Source organism: Legionella bononiensis, assembly GCF_016786215.1.
Lineage (GTDB): Bacteria > Pseudomonadota > Gammaproteobacteria > Legionellales > Legionellaceae > Legionella > Legionella bononiensis.
In genome coordinates, this window is the sequence record NZ_JADOBG010000002.1 from 119,318 (window position 1) to 135,741 (window position 16,424).

Consider the following 16,424-nt stretch of genomic DNA (forward strand, 5'->3'; position numbering starts at 1 on the left):
AATTATCCTACGTTTTGTCTATCTTTATAACTCTTGTAATTAGCCTATTTAAGGCATCCAAATTATCGATATTCGTTATGGCCTCATCAAATAATGATAAAGTCTCTGGATCGTGTGTTTCTAAATACTTGAATGCTTTTTTGGACCTTGATAACGCAATTCTTTGAATACAAAATAATCCTCTAGAATTGTGAAGATTGACCAAATATGGCGATATTTTCCTTCTAAATCTCTAGTATACGCCCTTGCCAGCATTTTTTGATACCACACTCTACGTGCTGTAATTTCATCAGGAGGGAGGGACTCAGGCAATATTAAAAAAGCAGAGAGTTTTTTTAATAACTCTGTGCCAAAATGAGCTTTTTCAAGAACAACGATGCCATCTGACATACATAAATGTTCATCAGAAATTGAATCAAAAGCATTCTCGGGATAAACAAAAATATCATGATAAACTTGATGTGCTTCATCAAAGCGTGCAATTCGTTGCTTATCTCCTTTTTCCCTAATCCCTGCAATCATAATCACTGGTTACTGTGAAGTCTCCTCGTGCGCGCGAGCCATATAAAATAATTGTATGGCAATGATGTAAAGATATTAATTCATCAACAATGAATTGCAGAACAGCATCATTTTCTAGTGATATTTTCTTTTGTGTCATTCCCTTACCTTCTTATTTTGTAACCATAATACCAAGGACTTCCTGTGGTGGAACTGGTTTGAACCGTATGATCTACTCCTCCTGAAATCAATACCTCCAATAGCAGGTTTTAACGTTTTATTGCCCACGGTTAAAATGACTTCACCTTCAAGCAACATGAATAACTCATCCGTTTCATGCTTAAAATCCTTCCAAATTTGACCTGGGGGATCTTCCCAAAGCTCAAAACTAAAGCCACGAGAGCGCCAATTGTTCTCAATCGTTATTGCATCCTGCATTAAGGACTCCTATTTAAAAGACACTTTCAATTTTACACCAGTGAAACTGAAGAATAATAGACTATACAATTATTAACCAATGTTGGTCTATACATGCAGTACTGGGGGAATATCGCTTAATTAAAAGCATCACTACAAAGGCCGTCAAAACTCTTTGCCGTCAGGGACGATTTAGCTCTAAATTAAGGATGTGGATCGATCAATCTGTTGTCATTTAAAGATAAGAAATCTACAAATTGACAGTATCGAGGTTAAACCCTAGAATTTTCCTCTGATCCAACAATTGTCTTGATATAATGCCAAAAGTAATTGCTATTGCGGGAATGGGACTCTGCGGAAATGCTATTTTTTGCCGTTTAAGTCACTTGCTTGCAACAATGAAATATTCTGACGATGACATTACTATCTTAATCTTTGAACAAAATCCACAATACCTTGCTACAGGATTTGCTTATTCTATTGATAGCCCAGAATTCTGGACTTTAAATAATCCAGCTGATGGTTTCAAATTTACTTCTACTACAGATAGCCTAACAGAATGGATAGATGCTAATCCAGAGTTGCTCCAAGATCATTATCCACATAGAGACAAACAATATATTCCTCGTGCTGTAGTGGGTCATTATTTACGCGCTCAATATGAAAAACATAAAACACTGGTTAAATCACTAGGGATAACAGTCAAAGAAATTTTTTTGCCAATCTCAGATATTTGTCCACTAAAAGAAGGGAATTATCAGATAGCATGCATGGATCAAAATTATATCGCTGATAGACTTTTTATAACAACTGGACATTTAACAAATCCTTTTTTTCATACTGTCGAGAATCAACCAGGTTTTCTCCGTTTTGAAAACACAACAGGAAATCCAGATGCATGGGATTTAGCAGATGATGTTTATATCATTGGTGGTCAGGCAGCATTTGTTGATGCCGCACTTTGGTTAACTATGAAAAAGCAGTACTCAGGAAAAATACACAGTGTCACGCGAAATCCTAATATATTAACAACCAAAGGCAATACAGATAGTTGTGACACTACGAAACAACAGGAATTATCAAATAGTCTACAAAAACGCTTTCCTGACAGTTTAACCTTTTCCGAAGCAAAAACATTATTTTGGAATGCTTATCAAAATGATGCTAAAAATCCTATTACTCCTACCCATTCCCCTGGTGCTCTTGAGACTTTACGTTATCAAATGAATAAATTTGATCATCTGCCAGAAAACAATCCCATACTGGGTAATATTGATGAGCTACGAGCATTTATTAAAACTTTTTATTTTAGTGGTTGTTATACTCACATGTGGCAAAGCTTGAATGTTGAAGGCAAAGAACAATTTCTAAAATACTTCTATTCTCTTTTAATGGCTTATTTGACTGGTATCACACCAGTGAATGCTAGAATCATGCTCCATCTCTATGAGAAAAATAGAATTATTGAGCATCATAGCTTGGCTTCTGTAAGCTATGATGAAGTAAATCACAGATTCCAATTATTATTTACATCAGGCGAAGTCTTGCATGCTGCAACTCTTATTGATGCAACTGGATATCGTTACAAACCAGATCCCAATAGTGTCAAGCCCATGTTATTAGACAAGTTGGCACAAACCGGATTAATAAGCACTAAGCCTTATGGTGGCATCCATTTAACGGATCATTATCAAGTGATCGATACATACGGAAAGGTACATGAAAATCTAGTTTGTATAGGGCCTGTAGCAAATTACAATCATCCTGTTCCTACACCACATTCTTCATTTATGGTTTATCGTGATGTAGATTTGGTGATGGATCAATTTGCTTCTACATTTCAGGTGACTGAACATGGGGCCATCAAGTCTACCCCTGAATTTTTTCAATAAAACGCTCTAGGTTTTCTATAATTGATAATAGATTCTCATTTAACTTGCTAACTTCTTTATTGGGTAAATTACCCGCAGACAAATTCTGCATCAATATCCCCTGCTTTTCTAATTCGCGACAAGCATGTTTCGCTTTTTCAGTAAGAAAAAAATGATAGCAACGTTTGTCCTGTTCACTTCGAACACGTGTGATAAGCTGGTCTCTTTCCATCTTATCAAGTATACCTACTACGGTAGGTTGTTTCAGTCCCGCACTTTTTGTGAGTTCCATTTGCGTTTGGCCGTCCCGCTCCCACAAGCGAACCAGAAAAATAGTCTGACTATAGGTCACACCAAGTTCTTCAAGGTTGAGATTTGAAACACGTTCAAACAAGCGAGCTGCCTTTTTAATCAAGACACCAGTATGTTCATTCAAATTAAATGTCATGGATAGTTCCTTTTTGCGCTATTATATAGGCACCTATATATATTGACAATATCGTATTCCCTTACTATCATGGCGGCACTTTTTGTGTTTATAAAGGGATTTAATGATGTTCAAAAAAGTTAGCAGCCTATTTATTGCTCTATCGATTTTCAATGGCCTCACTTATTCCTCTTCTATCAACACCACGTTAGCTGTTGTTGAAGAAAATGCCGATCGTATCAGTTTCTATAATCCCGATACAGGTGCAAGAAAAGGTAGCCTGAAACTTGCCTTCCTCCCTCATGAGATTGCTGTTACAAAAGATGGGAAAACAGCTTTTGTCAGCAATTTCGGCATTAGAGACTACGATAGTGGCTCTGGTATACCTGGTGTGTCCATTTCTGTTATCGATTTATTAAATCAAGTCGAGAAATATCGGCTATTTACTTTTGAATCACTAGAGAACAAAGACTATGCAGACATCGATAGTGCGCCTCATGGTGTTAAGTTACGACCTCCTTTTGAAAAACAACTTTTTGTGAATGTGGAAAAAGGCGGTAAGATTCTCGTCTTTGATGTTGATACCAAAACCATCGTCAAAAAAATTGCGGTCAGTCCTAATACACATAATCTGTTTTTTTCTAATGATGGAAAAACCTTGTGGTTAATGGCGGGTAAAGATGGCGTCATTCGAATCGATCCTGATTCAGGAATAATTACTGGAAACCTCACATTGCCCTCAGCTGTACGGGGTTTAAAATATACGCCAGATCATCGTTCCTTGATGGTATCAGCTGTCAATCAGATCGTCTTTATTGATCCCGATACCCTCGCCATTAAAAAACAATTCACTAATTTGAATCTAGGACCGATTCTTTACTCAGATATTACTCCTGATCAAAACTATATATTAGCACCGGCGCCCTTTGATCACCAAGTTGCAGTGATTGATGTTCATTCAGGCCAAGTGATAAAACGATTAGTCACCGGATTAAATCCGATTAACGTTTTAATTGACCCAGAGGGTCAATATGCTTATGTATCTAATGCAACAGACAAGCATTTATCTAAAATAGATTTGCATAATTTTGAACTCATCTCTATTCCAACCCATGCTGGACCAAATGGTTTAGCATTCATCCCTGAGTTTACCCAAAGAACACACAAAAAACTGCGCATGGGAGTTGCTTTACCATTGACAGGGAAGGATGGTTCTAAAGGTCGTGAAATGCTAAGAGGATATGAATATTGGAAAAGTACTGTTATCAAAAGCGGTGGACTTTTAATTGACAATCAAGTTTATGATCCCGATATTGTTTATCTAGACACCGAATCCCAGAAAGATAAACTCAAAAGCTTGACTCAGGAATTACTCAAGCAATATCAAATACAAATATTATTATCTACCTATGGTATTGATAATTACAATCTTGAAAAAGAAATAGCAGAAGCAAACCAAATTATCCTTACCCCAGCACCTGGAGAAGAAATACTTTGGAAACCTGATAATATTGCTCGAGGTTATGATTATTTTGTAACAACAAACCTTTATGAGAAAGGCTATGTTACACAGTACAATTTTAAACCCTCCTCCTGGTCAGCAATGGCATCCGTCATCGGATTGAAATTCCAAAATGCTTCTCAAACAGCAAATACTTTAGATTATCAACAAATAACAACTTTATTAAATGAGGGAGATTTTCACCTATTTTATCCCTAAAACCTCATACAAATTGGATAGAACTGAATCGATATATTAAGGATTATTATGAAACTAAAGATCGAACATAGCTATGTTGAACTATGTAAGCGATTATCTCAACTGACAACGCCCTTAATCTGTGATGCTTTACCCAGTGTGCGTCTCATGGATTCAGATATTCATTCTTTTAACACATCGCCACAAACAAGAATTGTAGGAAGAGCTTATACTGTTAACTCGGCTCAAGATTCTTTATCTACCATGCAGGCTTTGGATGACTTGCCTGATTTTATGCTTGCCCTTGGTTGTTATGATGATAGAGTTCCCATTTTATTGGTTATCGCTTCCTGCGGCACCAAGCTTGCTGTAGCAGGTGGCATGTGTGCAGATGTAGCAAAAACGAAGGGTTTTGGTGGCATTATTACTGATGGAAATTGTCGAGATGTTTCTGAAGTCAGAACAACAAATATCCCTTTTTTTGCTAAGGGACAATGCGCCAAATCAGGAAGTAAAAATAAAATTGGCAGTATAAGAAAACCAATCAATTGTGGTTCTGTTGAGGTAAATCCTGGTGAGCTGATATTTGCTGACGAAGACGGCATTATTGTCATGAATAAAGAAGAAGCAGTTAATGCTATTAATAAAGCGGAAGAGATTAAGGAAAAAGAAGCGGCTGCCCTCACTCGAATTCATGAAGGTGCTCGTTTTGATGAAATTTGCAATCTAAAAGAGCACATGGAAAAGCTAGAAAATAATGAGGCATCCAGTCTAAAGCTAACTGTTTAAAACTAAGGAATTAAAATTATGTTTTTCCATCCCAAAATGCTTTTTATGTTATTTATTTTATTAGTGTGTACTGAAGTACTAGCACATAATGAAGATTATATCTTTGATCCCAATGATCCACATCACAGTCTTTATATTCCTGATGCAACGATGAGATCCCCTGCTATTTTATTATTGCACGCGAGTACCGGTATCGAAAAAGTGAATTATGATTGGGCCACCCGATTAAAAGAGCATGGATACGTAGTCTATATGATAGACAGTTTTAAACCCAGAGGTTGGGAAGATCGTCGCTCAGTAGGCTGGGAAAGAGCAACACAAGCACAACTTGATGATATCGTTCCTGCCTATGAATACCTTAAGCAGCTTCCTTCTGTTGATCCTGACCGAATAGGACTTTTGGGATTCTCTATGGGAGGCTTTGATGTATTGAAAATCATGGCGTTATCACAACAAGATCCGAAACCATACCAAAAGCTCTCTTTTAAAGCAGCGGCTTCTTTTTATGGCGTATGTCATCGACTTGAAGAAGGAACAAAACTAAGGGCAATCACCAAACTATTTATTGGAGAACATGATGATCGTGCAACAACCCAAGATTGCATTCAGTTAGTCAACCAAAGTACTGGTAGCAATCAAAATGTTTCCATCCAAATTTATGAAAATGCATTGCATGGATTTGATAACTTTGAGTTTCCAGTTTCAAAAGAAGTTATTGACGAAAAAGGAGAACATTATCATATTGGTTTTAATGAAGCAGCAAGAGCACAAGCATTGAAAGATTTACCCGAATTTTTTGATGGCTATCTCAAGATAAACCCTGAGAATAAATAACCAATGGTGTTTTATGATTATTAATAAATCAAAAATCTTTGCTATAAGTTTGTTTCTATCAATTATTAACAATAGCTATGCATTTATTGATGAGCAACAAAAAATGAATAAACAAATAGTTACTGAGTTTTATAAAAAAGCAATTAATCAAAAAAATTTTGAAGCAGCATCAAAGTACCTGGGAACAAATTATAAACAACATAATCCTGCTGCCGCTGATGGACCTGAAGGTTTAAAAGCATTTATTCAATATTTAATTGAATATTATCCTAATTCTCATAGTGAAATTAAAAAAATTTTTTCTGAGGGGGACTATGTTATTCTTCATGTACATTCTATTCGTGAGCCTGGCACTCGGGGTAGAGCTATTTTTGATTTATTCAAATTAGAAGACGGGAAAATCATAGAGCATTGGGACGCAATACAAGATATTCCGGTAAAATCAGCTAATCCAAATAGTATGTTTTAATATCACAATAATGAGCCACATCAATAATTAAAAAATAAGATATGCTTGTTCAATACAATAAAAAATTTATTATTTCATGTTAAGATGTGCAGCTTTATAAATAAATTTACCACATAGTGACCATTATGAATCCACGTTCTATTCAATTAACTCAAAATCATGGGGGACCGCTCCATTATCTCGGAAATAGGTACCTGACTCTTCCAGATTTGACAGGGCATATGTCCCCTGATACTAGCTGGTTGAATGAGCATCTCTCTGTATTATTGGCAAATAATAATGGTCAAAAATACAAGAAAGCAATCGAACCTTTTGCAGGGTCTGCTTCCTGGAGTATGGCCGCAATGGAGATCGGTCTTGCAGAGGAATATATCATCAATGACAGCAATAAAATTCTTATTAATACACTTCAATTAATTAAAGACAAACCAGATCTAATCAAAGAGCCCTATGCAGCATTAGTAGAAAAATATGATGCCTCATTATCAAAAAAAGATTTTTTCCTTGAAGTGATTAGGAATTACAACCAAATAACTGATGAAGAAAAAGCATTACTGCTCCCTTTTATCATTAATCATTCATGGGGTGGAATCCTTTTTTATGATAAGGAATTAAACATTATCTACCGTGAAGGTGAACTATTTGAAGGAAAAAAGGCTGATAGATTTCTTGAGAAAGCGAACTTGTCTTTGGAAATGTTTTTAAGTGAAATTGACCGAGTATCTATTCTACTCAATGCTAATCGGGTTACCTTCAAAAGCGGGGATTTTATGGAAGTGATTTCGATTGCGTCACCTGGTGATTTTGTGGCGCTGAATCCTCCTTATCCAGAGAATGAACATTCGACGCTTGAAAAAGCTGGGATGTATATTGAACTTTATTCGCCTGAAAAACTGCACCAGAATTTGGTGCAAATCATTCAACATCTTGAAAGCCAAGGTATTCATTACTACATGACTTATGGATTTTATAATCCCAAATTCAGAAACTATGTCTTAACTAATGAAAATCAGCAATCAATTAATTACTTTCGTGTTCTAGGCTATGAGGATTGTGCTTTCGGAATAGGCCTTGATCAGATGTATTTTACTTCCCAATTTTCAATTCCCAAAGGTATAAACATATTCAAAGCAGAGGAGGTTTTGGGTACCCAGGATTTAACACCTGAAGAAGCGCTTGAACATTTTAAGCTGCTTTCAAAAAAATGTTTTGCTGTTATTTACCGAGCCTTTATTAAGCCTGGACTTGAGATGGAGTATCAAAAAGCTTGGCATCAGGTTGCTTCCTATTTTGTGCAATATCGCGGTGCCTTAGGTTCTTGCCTGCATAAAACTAACGATGGTATGTGGCTTGCTTATTCTCGTTGGCCCGATAAAGCTACTCGAGATGCTTCTTGGCCAGGCGACAATGCACCATCTGAGATGTTACCCAATGAAATTAGAAAAGCGGTTATAACCATCCAAGAGTGTATTGATCAAACACAAAAACTACCCGAAATTACTATGGAAGTGGTCAATGATTTATTGTATTCAAGCTAATTTTAGAAGATATAACTCATGAATCAATCGCAAATAAATTACCAACTAGAGCTTGTTATAGACACCAATCTACTGGAACAGCAAGATAAAATTATTCGTGATGGGATAGTAAATTATAATGCTCCTTTTACGGGAACTAAACCAGAGCGTTACTCAGTCTATGTGAAAGGTAAGGAGGGTAATATTATTGGCGGAGCTATTGTGTATGCTCATAAAAGCTCAATATACGTTGATGTCCTCTGGGTTAAGGAAGAATACCGTGGCCTTGGTATCGGTGCTGAACTATTACGCAGCGTTGAAGCCGAAGCAATTAAGCGAGGTATTCCTGCATCAACATTAGATACTTTTTCTTTTCAAGCAGAAGGATTTTATTTAAAACAAGGTTATCAGCACATAGGGACAATTAAAAATTATTTAGAAGGACATGATCGGATCTATTTTAGAAAACAATTGTAGAAAGAGTGGGGCATATCCCCCATAAGAGAGTATGCCTTGAAAAAGGAACAGAAGAAACGAAGCATCTGTTCTCCAGAGTTGAATTTTTATTGGAACTAATCATAAAAATTCATAAATAAATTAGAAAGGAAAAGGAGGTAACTGATTCCTATCTTTAAGCCAGAATGGATGGTGCCACTCTTCATAAATGGAAACGGGCATATTGCTTTGCTTAAATTCATCAAAAGATAAGTCGCAAAGAAACCATTTAAGGAATTCCGCGCAAGTTTCCGGACTTATTAATTGACCGGACTGATAAGCTTCATCAAACATTTTATGTAAATGAAATGAAGTCGTTTCTCTTAAAATTTTTTGAATTCTTGTATCCACTTCTCCTGGAATAATACAAGACACACCAATATTTTTCTCTGCTAACTCTTTTCTCACAATAGCAGTTACTTCATCCAAACCTGCTTTGCTGGCACAGTATGTTGAACTTTCTTTAAGTTTCAGAGTAGCTGCTCTTGATGTAACAAATAAAATCCGAGACTTCTCAGGCATCTGCGCGGCAAGTAGTGCCGTAAGTTTCATTGGAGCTAATAAATTAACCTGAAAAACTTCGTCAATACTGTCACAATCGTATTCGGTCAACGGACGTGGAGGACTTTTCATTCCTGCATTTTGAACTAAAAGATGAAGCGGTATTCCAGAATCATTAATAGTTTTAGCAACCTGTTCGATATCACTATTGCGAGTAAAATCCGATTGAATGGGAACAAAACGAGGAAATAGCGCTTTAGTATCCTCTAAGCTGCTCACATCCCGCCCTGTTCCATAGACAACCCAGCCGTCACCTAAAAGAATTTTAGCAAGTTCAAGACCAATTCCATGGCTGGCTCCGGTCACTAATGCAGCTTTATTATTGTTGATGTTCGTCATGAAGCATTCCTTGAAACTTAAGTTACTTTCGTGCGGTATGGTAATCAAAGTTGGCGAAAGTTAAAAGGTTATTCCTAATTCATGTGTTACTAATTGAGTTAATTCTGGAATACTCGCCTTGACTTGAATAATAGTAGGTAAAACCTGAAGCACCTGCTCAATACCAATGTCCTGCTGCTCTTTATCAGAACTAAAAGAACGGTTTATATTATATACTAGCCAATTGATCCAATTGCCAAGAACACCATAAAAAGCAGCTTCCAAATGATCTTGATTTATTGTTATTCCAGAAGACGCATATGTTTTTAGCATTTTTATAAATAAAGTTTTATTAAACAGCGGAGTAGTAATTCCACTCCAATCAAGAGCACAATTGACTATTTCATAAGTGGGATTAAGTTTTCGCGCAGACTCCCAATCAATGAGAAATGGAGTATCATTTTTATCCCATAAAACATTTTTTTGATCCAAATCACCATGGCTTACTACACTACTACTTTGTAAAATAGGTATTGCTTTTTGATAGATATCGTTAAGCTCAATTATAACTCGTTGATTACTTTTTAATTGCTCCTTAAACACCAAATTTTTGCTTGCTGACTGGTCTATTAACACACTAATTTTTTCATTGGGATGAATATCAAATTCTTGAGCACTTAGCTGGGGAACATTAAGATTAATACGATGAATTTTAGCCAAAAGAGTGGCTATTTTAAGCGCATGCATCTCAGATATAGCGTCTTTATCCAATGTTTTTGCTGTTATCCAAGGATAAACAAGAAAGGCCTCATCTTCTGAAAGGATTAAGTAATTATTTTCTAATTTTAGAGCATGAACTGCGGGAATAGTACACTGGGAAAATTGGAAGGCTATCTCTTCTGTCAATTCATATTGGGATTTAACTTCTTCAGTTAACTGAAGCCTTTTATTGAGCTGTTTTACAGCAAATTGCGAGCCATTGCACTTCAGATACCACATTTTATGTAAAAGACCACCGTGAACTCTTTGAGGCAAGTCGCAAGGTTGGTTCATCTTTAATTTTTTACAGATTGTTTCCAGTTGATTTTTATTCACCATGAGCTGCCTTAAGAGTGCCTTGTGTTTCTGATTCCTCGTTAAAAAATTTAACAAAAAATGTCTTGCTTAACTTGGGATTTTTTTTATTTATTCTCGTAAATTCTGCTATGAAGCCACACTTCTTATAAAACTCTGGGGCTTGAAAAGCACTGGTCACTAAATTGATATTATTAAAGCCCTGGCCTTTGAAGTGATGTTCTAGAGCAAGCAATAACTGCTTGCCATACCCTTTACCACGATAAGCACTGTCTACCCAAATATCATCCACATAAATTTCTGCAAATGCAGTAAAGGCATTAAGTGCACCAAAAATTTTTCCTTGGGCAGAAGAGATGGTCACTGAAAAACGTCGATAATTGACGTCAATACCATGCTGAGCTTCATAGGCAATAAATCCTTTTGTCATGCGTTTTTCTGTGGCTTCATCAAGCTCATCAACAAATTGGATTTGATATTCGTTCTCGCTTTCTAAAGGCTCGCTGCATTCATGTGCTGTACTATCAAAACGAAAAATAACTCGTTGTGGTTGGTGCGTATCATAATTGATTGTTTTAATTTCTTCCTGATAATTGCCCGCTGTAACGCTTGAAATAGCCTTGCGCCAAAAACTAAGTCCTCGCTTGTTTTCTGGAATCACAGAAACCTCCCATAAGCCTGGATGCATTTTCCATAATTCAGAGGAAACTAAATAACCTAAACCTTTGCCTTGAAACTTAGCAGTAATAAAAAACTCGCCCATATTCCATGCAGTATCAGGGTAAACTCCTTCGTGATTTAATAGAGCGAAACCAGCTAATTTATTACCAACTTTAATCAGAAAGGCTTTTCTTGTCGGCTCTTCAAAGTATTTTTTAAAATCGAAGCTTTCATACAGGCCATCGGAAGGCAAAGCCCAATCATCTGAAATAAAACCACAGTCACGCGAGAGTTCATATACATAAAATCGTGCCATGTTTTGGATGGTAGGATAATCATCTAATGTTGCTGTCTCAACTTTTAAAGCAGATTGTAATTCTTTGATGTTCACAGCATTTTCCTTAAATACAGTTTCGCCATATGACCTTCATTCTGATATCCAAGCGATTTGTAAAAATCATGGGAGCCCTCTTTCGCTCGCCTAAGTCCAGATGTCAAATCAATGATACAGGGACTAAATTGCCTGGCAAACTCCTCAACAGTAATCATAAGCTTTTTACCTATTCCTTGATTACGATAACTTTGGTCGACCACAAGGCCTTCAATATGAAATCTTGTTGTTTCGGAAACAAAAAGATAGCTCTTAGACCAAGCAATCCAACCAACAACTTTTCCTGCAATTTCCGCAAGAAGAACACCGTAATGCAGTTCACTAGTAAATAGCTCAAGTCGTCTTTGCAACTCTTCAGACGATTGTGGATAACCCAATTGCTCCATTAAAGGGTGAAGATGTTGAACATCATCAATTAATGCTTTGCGGATAATCAGTTCAGAAGACACTTTATGACTCCAGATTGACTCTATCCCCGATTAGATTAGGAGATGAAATTACCAAAAAAGAAACCAAATTTCCGGAACTATTTTTCACTTTATGGGTTATCCCTGCTTTAATACTTATTCCTTCCTGTTCCTGTAACACCTGTTCATAGTCTTCAAACTCAATAACCAATTGTCCTTGCAAACAATAAAAAAATTGTTCTGTTTCCTGATGATAATGTTTTACCTCAAAACTGCCTGAGGGCATCGTTTCATAAAGAACGTTAAACTGACCATCATTTTTTAACCACCATGCATCACAATTTTGTCCCCACTTAAAATGAGGCGCATTGCTTATTGAGACAACCTCTTCTCTCACTACAGATTCTGATATAGACGATTTTAGATTTTGACTTAAGTCCGAGACTGAATCATCATTTAAGAGCCCGATGTCTCTTGTTCCCTGAAATTCTTTACGCAAAAAATAAAAAATAGAGTTTTTCTGAAACCCATGCCGCTCAAACTCAAGTTCGAAACCTAATTTTTTATAAAATTCTATTGCTTCCCAATCCATAGTATTAACTGTTGCAAAAGCACAGCCTTTCTCATTACCGTACTTCAATGCCTCTTGCATAAGCTTTGTTCCCCATCCTTGATGCCTGATGGACTCACTCACCCAAAGATTATCGACATGAAGTCCTCCATAGAGTGTTCCACCACTACAACCACCCACAATGCTATTGTCTGCATCACGAATAAAGCATGCAAAGAAATCTAAGGACTCGAAGCCCCTTGCTTGTTTGGCGTACGCCTTAATCCCATTCGTTAATATTTGAACATCATCAGGGTTTGGATTTTCTAAAAACGATAATTTTAAAGTCATTTAATGTATTCCACTGTAGGAGGCCAGGCACCATGCTCCACATAACTTGCCTCATCACTGCCTGACCAAGGTGGCATAGTAACGCAAATAAACACCAAATCTGCTGCATCACTTCGATATTGAAAATGTGTTCCCAAGGGAATATCGATGCTGACTCCAGCAGTTAAAGGGGTAATGCTCTCTTCATCGTTCAACTTACGCCAAATTGCACCCTCACCAGAAAGGACATGCCAAAATTCAGATACAGTTTTATGACGAACTGCTTTGGAAATTGTGCCTGCCTTCAAAGTACAGTGAGCCATTCCACCTAAATGATTATTCATCAGCAATCGAACTTCAGCTCCTGCTGGTGAAGTGTGTTGATATTCTTTGGGTATTTCTTGTGTATTCATTTATGCCTCTATTAAACCAATGCTCTCATCAGTTTTATCAAGTGGTTATTTCTTCATTTTTAATTTTGAATCGTAACGCAAGTAGTATCTGCATCTAAAGTAACTACTTTGCCAATTGGAAGAATGCAATTTTGCTTACCATGTCCATAGGAAAACTCTTTAATACAAGGGACTTTTAATTTAGAAGCCCATTCATTGATTACATCTTCTACCGTACCATCGCTCTGATTCGACTTCTTACTTTTACATTGTTCAAATGTACCAAAAATAACGCCGGAAACTTCATCAAAAATTCCTGCTAAATCTAATTGTGAGAACATGCCATCAATATTATAGGGCTCGACGCCAACATCTTCTACCAACAAAATACATCCTTTAAAAGTAGGCATGTAAGGCGTGCCCATTAAATTAGTCATAAGGGTTAAATTGCCACCAAGAAGAGTACCTCGGCTAACGCCTCCATGAACCTTTATTCCTTTGCGAATTGTGTACTCTTGGCCTAACAAAGAAGAAAATAATGTTTTTTTAACTTGGGTACTTAAATGAATGGTCAAAGTAAACCCTGTATAACTTACTAAGCCAGTGTTTTTAAATAGGCCTAATTGCAACGCTGTAGTATCACTAAACCCGAATAATGGTTTTGGGTTTTTCTTAATCAATTCATAATCTAAGAAAGGTAAAAGTCGTTGCGAACCTTGTCCTCCTCGGGTTGCAATAATTGCTTTCACTTCTGAGTCTATAAAGAAATCCATCACATCTTGTGCACGGTCACGGTCTTTACCAGCTAAAAATCGTTCTGATGCAAACATATGCTTTGCATACTTTACATTAAATCCATTCGACTTTAATAAATGAACTCCTACTTCTATTGCTTTTTCCGTAATAGGACTCGAGGGAGAAATAAGCCCCACGATATCTCCTCTTTGTAGTGGTTCTGGACATAGAATATTCATTTATTACCTCAATTATTTTCTGCACTCAAAAACAATACTTTCGTCTGTTTCATTAGGCGATGCATTTCGGTCAAATGCTTTAACCGTTCGTACATTGCTAAAACCAACCTCATTGAGCAAATTGAGCAAGAAAGAAAGATCTTGATAAATTCGAATTTTGTATTCCTCAACCTCTGTTTGAATGACACGGTTGTTATCAATCAGTTCATATTTACCTATAGAGTAACAAATCTCCTCATCGAGCATAGCTAATTGGCTGAGTAGGATGATTGTGCCATCTTCTTTTGGCCATCTTGTGCCTCTCCATATACCTAATTCTTTAGGAACCGCATAGCGTGTTTCTACTTCAAATACAAAAAGTCCTTTATCTTCCATATGTTCATAAATGGTTTTTAAGGCTTTTTGGATATCCACCTTTTCTGTGATGAGACCAAATGAACCACTGGGTATAAAAATTAAAGAATATTTAGCGGATTGATTTAAATCTTCAATAAAACCATGCCAGGCTTTTGGCTTAAGATTTTTGCTCTTCGCTTTTGCATGCAGTCGTTCTAGCATTGGTTGACTTGCATCAAAGCCATGAACATCAAATCCTTCTGCAGCCAAAGGCAGTAAAAATCGACCTGTGCCGCACATAGGCTCTAAAATCAAGCCTTTAACCTCTGCGGCATAGCTTCGATAGAATGAGTATTCATCTTGTGGTGCATTAGGTTTACTTAAATCATATACTTCAGTACAAAGGCTCTGATAAGTATCCAGTTTTTTCATGGGTTCCTCATTGAAATCCAATACCATCAAATATTCATCATAAAAGGTATCATTAATTTTAAGTGCTTTAGGTTCGGTACCATAAATTCGAAATCCTTGCTTTTGATAAAAAGCTTGAGCCACAAAATTACTTACTACACAGGTTAGGTGCAATTGAGTAACGCTGGTTTTTGCATGTTGGATCAGGGTCTGAATTAATGCTGTTGCAATACCTTTCCCTCTGTATTCAAGACGAGTATACATACTCCAAAGCACACCACGGTGTTTTGTTTTAATTGAGTTAAGTGTATAGAATCCAGCACAAGACACCAATAAATCGTCAACAAATGCGCCCAATACATATCCTTTACTTAATCCATTTTGAAAATCAGCATCGGACATATGCACTTCATCTTCATAAGAAGAGCCAAAATTTTCTGGTGAATTATTCAAAGCTTCCAAACGAATTTCTTTCCATAGATGCCAATCCGTATCAAACAACTGTCTAATCTTCACAACATTATCTCCATAACTGTTACAGGATGTCCTTTAAATTCATCCATGCCAATCATGCACCAACCAAGACGACTGTAATATTCTGGAAGAGTAGGATCAAAAGCAAAAAGATAAAGATTTTTAAACCCTAATGCTTGGGCTTCTTCTTTTACTCGATGAATAAGCTGTCTTGCAATACCTTGTTTTTGATGGCTTGGTGATACCACTAATGAGCCTAGCCATGGGGTTAATTCAGGGCGGATTCCATCATTCACGCGTAAAGAGCACATCCCAACAGGTTTATCTTCATCAAAGGCAACGATAGTGAGCGGTAACTGTTCGATGTTTAAATGATTTCGTAAATTTTCTTCTACACGTGAGGTGGGCACATCAGGAACCCAAATTTGCCCTAATACTTCATGCCAAATCTTAGCAAGCTCTGGTATGCAATCTGAGTGATGTTTTAAATAGGCTATTGTAATCATCATAATACCTGTAAAAATAAA

At 36.7% G+C, this 16,424-nt stretch carries 19 protein-coding genes and 1 pseudogene; 7 read left to right on the forward strand and 13 right to left on the reverse strand.

What is annotated here, in order from left to right; translation table 11 throughout:
• Positions 1 to 120: 120 nt before the first annotated feature.
• Positions 121 to 522 carry a hypothetical protein gene (locus tag IZU94_RS18090; protein ID WP_021582646.1) on the reverse strand — a complete coding sequence of 134 codons (402 nt, stop codon included), beginning with the start codon at positions 520 to 522 and terminating at the stop codon, positions 121 to 123.
• 135 nt (positions 523 to 657) lie between these two features.
• Positions 658 to 939: a cupin domain-containing protein gene (locus IZU94_RS01610; protein WP_021460548.1), complete on the reverse strand. Its 282-nt coding sequence runs from the start codon at positions 937 to 939 to the stop codon at positions 658 to 660.
• A 296-nt stretch (positions 940 to 1,235) separates the two neighbouring features.
• Between IZU94_RS01610 and IZU94_RS01615 the strand changes: the two genes are divergently transcribed.
• Positions 1,236 to 2,810, forward strand: coding sequence for an FAD/NAD(P)-binding protein (locus tag IZU94_RS01615; RefSeq protein WP_021582645.1), 1,575 nt, complete (start codon positions 1,236 to 1,238; stop codon positions 2,808 to 2,810).
• On the opposite strand, the gene IZU94_RS01620 is transcribed toward IZU94_RS01615, so the two are convergent.
• Complete coding sequence (locus tag IZU94_RS01620; protein WP_021460551.1) at positions 2,788 to 3,237, reverse strand: MarR family winged helix-turn-helix transcriptional regulator; 450 nt, start codon at positions 3,235 to 3,237, stop codon at positions 2,788 to 2,790. The two genes, IZU94_RS01615 and IZU94_RS01620, sit on opposite strands and share 23 nt — an antisense overlap.
• A gap of 103 nt (positions 3,238 to 3,340) precedes the next feature.
• Between IZU94_RS01620 and IZU94_RS01625 the strand changes: the two genes are divergently transcribed.
• From IZU94_RS01625 to IZU94_RS01650, 6 genes are all read left to right on the forward strand, one after another.
• Positions 3,341 to 4,936 carry a hypothetical protein gene (locus IZU94_RS01625; RefSeq protein WP_131795772.1) on the forward strand — a complete coding sequence of 532 codons (1,596 nt, stop codon included), beginning with the start codon at positions 3,341 to 3,343 and terminating at the stop codon, positions 4,934 to 4,936.
• Positions 4,937 to 4,984: 48 nt separating this feature from the next.
• A complete protein-coding gene (locus tag IZU94_RS01630; RefSeq protein ID WP_021460553.1) occupies positions 4,985 to 5,704 on the forward strand; it encodes an RraA family protein in 720 nt (239 codons plus the stop codon).
• A gap of 18 nt (positions 5,705 to 5,722) precedes the next feature.
• Positions 5,723 to 6,538: a dienelactone hydrolase family protein gene (locus IZU94_RS01635; protein ID WP_021460554.1), complete on the forward strand. Its 816-nt coding sequence runs from the start codon at positions 5,723 to 5,725 to the stop codon at positions 6,536 to 6,538.
• Between the two features lie 13 nt (positions 6,539 to 6,551).
• A complete protein-coding gene (locus tag IZU94_RS01640; protein ID WP_058393170.1) occupies positions 6,552 to 7,007 on the forward strand; it encodes a nuclear transport factor 2 family protein in 456 nt (151 codons plus the stop codon).
• Positions 7,008 to 7,132: 125 nt separating this feature from the next.
• Complete coding sequence (locus tag IZU94_RS01645; protein ID WP_025520170.1) at positions 7,133 to 8,545, forward strand: DNA adenine methylase; 1,413 nt, start codon at positions 7,133 to 7,135, stop codon at positions 8,543 to 8,545.
• A gap of 18 nt (positions 8,546 to 8,563) precedes the next feature.
• Positions 8,564 to 9,001 carry a GNAT family N-acetyltransferase gene (locus IZU94_RS01650; RefSeq protein ID WP_021460603.1) on the forward strand — a complete coding sequence of 146 codons (438 nt, stop codon included), beginning with the start codon at positions 8,564 to 8,566 and terminating at the stop codon, positions 8,999 to 9,001.
• Between the two features lie 120 nt (positions 9,002 to 9,121).
• Here the strand turns inward: IZU94_RS01650 and IZU94_RS01655 are convergent, their stop codons facing one another.
• The 10 genes and pseudogenes from IZU94_RS01655 to IZU94_RS01695 form a co-directional block, all read right to left on the reverse strand.
• Positions 9,122 to 9,919, reverse strand: a complete 798-nt coding sequence (locus IZU94_RS01655) for an SDR family oxidoreductase (protein WP_021460602.1) — start codon at positions 9,917 to 9,919, stop codon at positions 9,122 to 9,124.
• Positions 9,920 to 9,979: 60 nt separating this feature from the next.
• Positions 9,980 to 10,993, reverse strand: coding sequence for an aminoglycoside phosphotransferase family protein (locus IZU94_RS01660; RefSeq protein ID WP_025520168.1), 1,014 nt, complete (start codon positions 10,991 to 10,993; stop codon positions 9,980 to 9,982).
• The gene (locus IZU94_RS01665; RefSeq protein WP_021582671.1) at positions 10,986 to 12,023 is read right to left on the reverse strand and encodes a GNAT family N-acetyltransferase; all 1,038 of its coding nucleotides are present in this window, start codon (positions 12,021 to 12,023) and stop codon (positions 10,986 to 10,988) included. Before IZU94_RS01665 ends, IZU94_RS01660 begins: the two co-directional genes overlap by 8 nt.
• Positions 12,020 to 12,472: a GNAT family N-acetyltransferase gene (locus IZU94_RS01670; protein WP_021460600.1), complete on the reverse strand. Its 453-nt coding sequence runs from the start codon at positions 12,470 to 12,472 to the stop codon at positions 12,020 to 12,022. Before IZU94_RS01670 ends, IZU94_RS01665 begins: the two co-directional genes overlap by 4 nt.
• Position 12,473: 1 nt before the next feature.
• Positions 12,474 to 13,331, reverse strand: a complete 858-nt coding sequence (locus tag IZU94_RS01675; protein WP_021460599.1) for a GNAT family N-acetyltransferase — start codon at positions 13,329 to 13,331, stop codon at positions 12,474 to 12,476.
• A complete protein-coding gene (locus tag IZU94_RS01680) occupies positions 13,328 to 13,723 on the reverse strand; it encodes a cupin domain-containing protein (RefSeq protein WP_021460598.1) in 396 nt (131 codons plus the stop codon). The genes IZU94_RS01675 and IZU94_RS01680 overlap by 4 nt, the downstream gene beginning before the upstream one ends.
• 59 nt (positions 13,724 to 13,782) lie before the next feature.
• Positions 13,783 to 14,676, reverse strand: a complete 894-nt coding sequence (locus IZU94_RS01685; protein WP_058393171.1) for a S66 peptidase family protein — start codon at positions 14,674 to 14,676, stop codon at positions 13,783 to 13,785.
• 12 nt (positions 14,677 to 14,688) lie between these two features.
• Positions 14,689 to 15,444 (reverse strand): class I SAM-dependent DNA methyltransferase, encoded by a 756-nt coding sequence (locus IZU94_RS18095; RefSeq protein WP_031297877.1) that lies wholly within the window; start codon positions 15,442 to 15,444, stop codon positions 14,689 to 14,691.
• 42 nt (positions 15,445 to 15,486) lie between these two features.
• Positions 15,487 to 15,939 (reverse strand): annotated as a pseudogene (locus tag IZU94_RS18100) (GNAT family N-acetyltransferase); the annotation flags it as partial.
• Positions 15,936 to 16,403, reverse strand: a complete 468-nt coding sequence (locus tag IZU94_RS01695) for a GNAT family N-acetyltransferase (protein ID WP_010655429.1) — start codon at positions 16,401 to 16,403, stop codon at positions 15,936 to 15,938. The pseudogene IZU94_RS18100 and the gene IZU94_RS01695, both read right to left, overlap by 4 nt.
• Between the last annotated feature and the right edge of the window lie 21 nt (positions 16,404 to 16,424).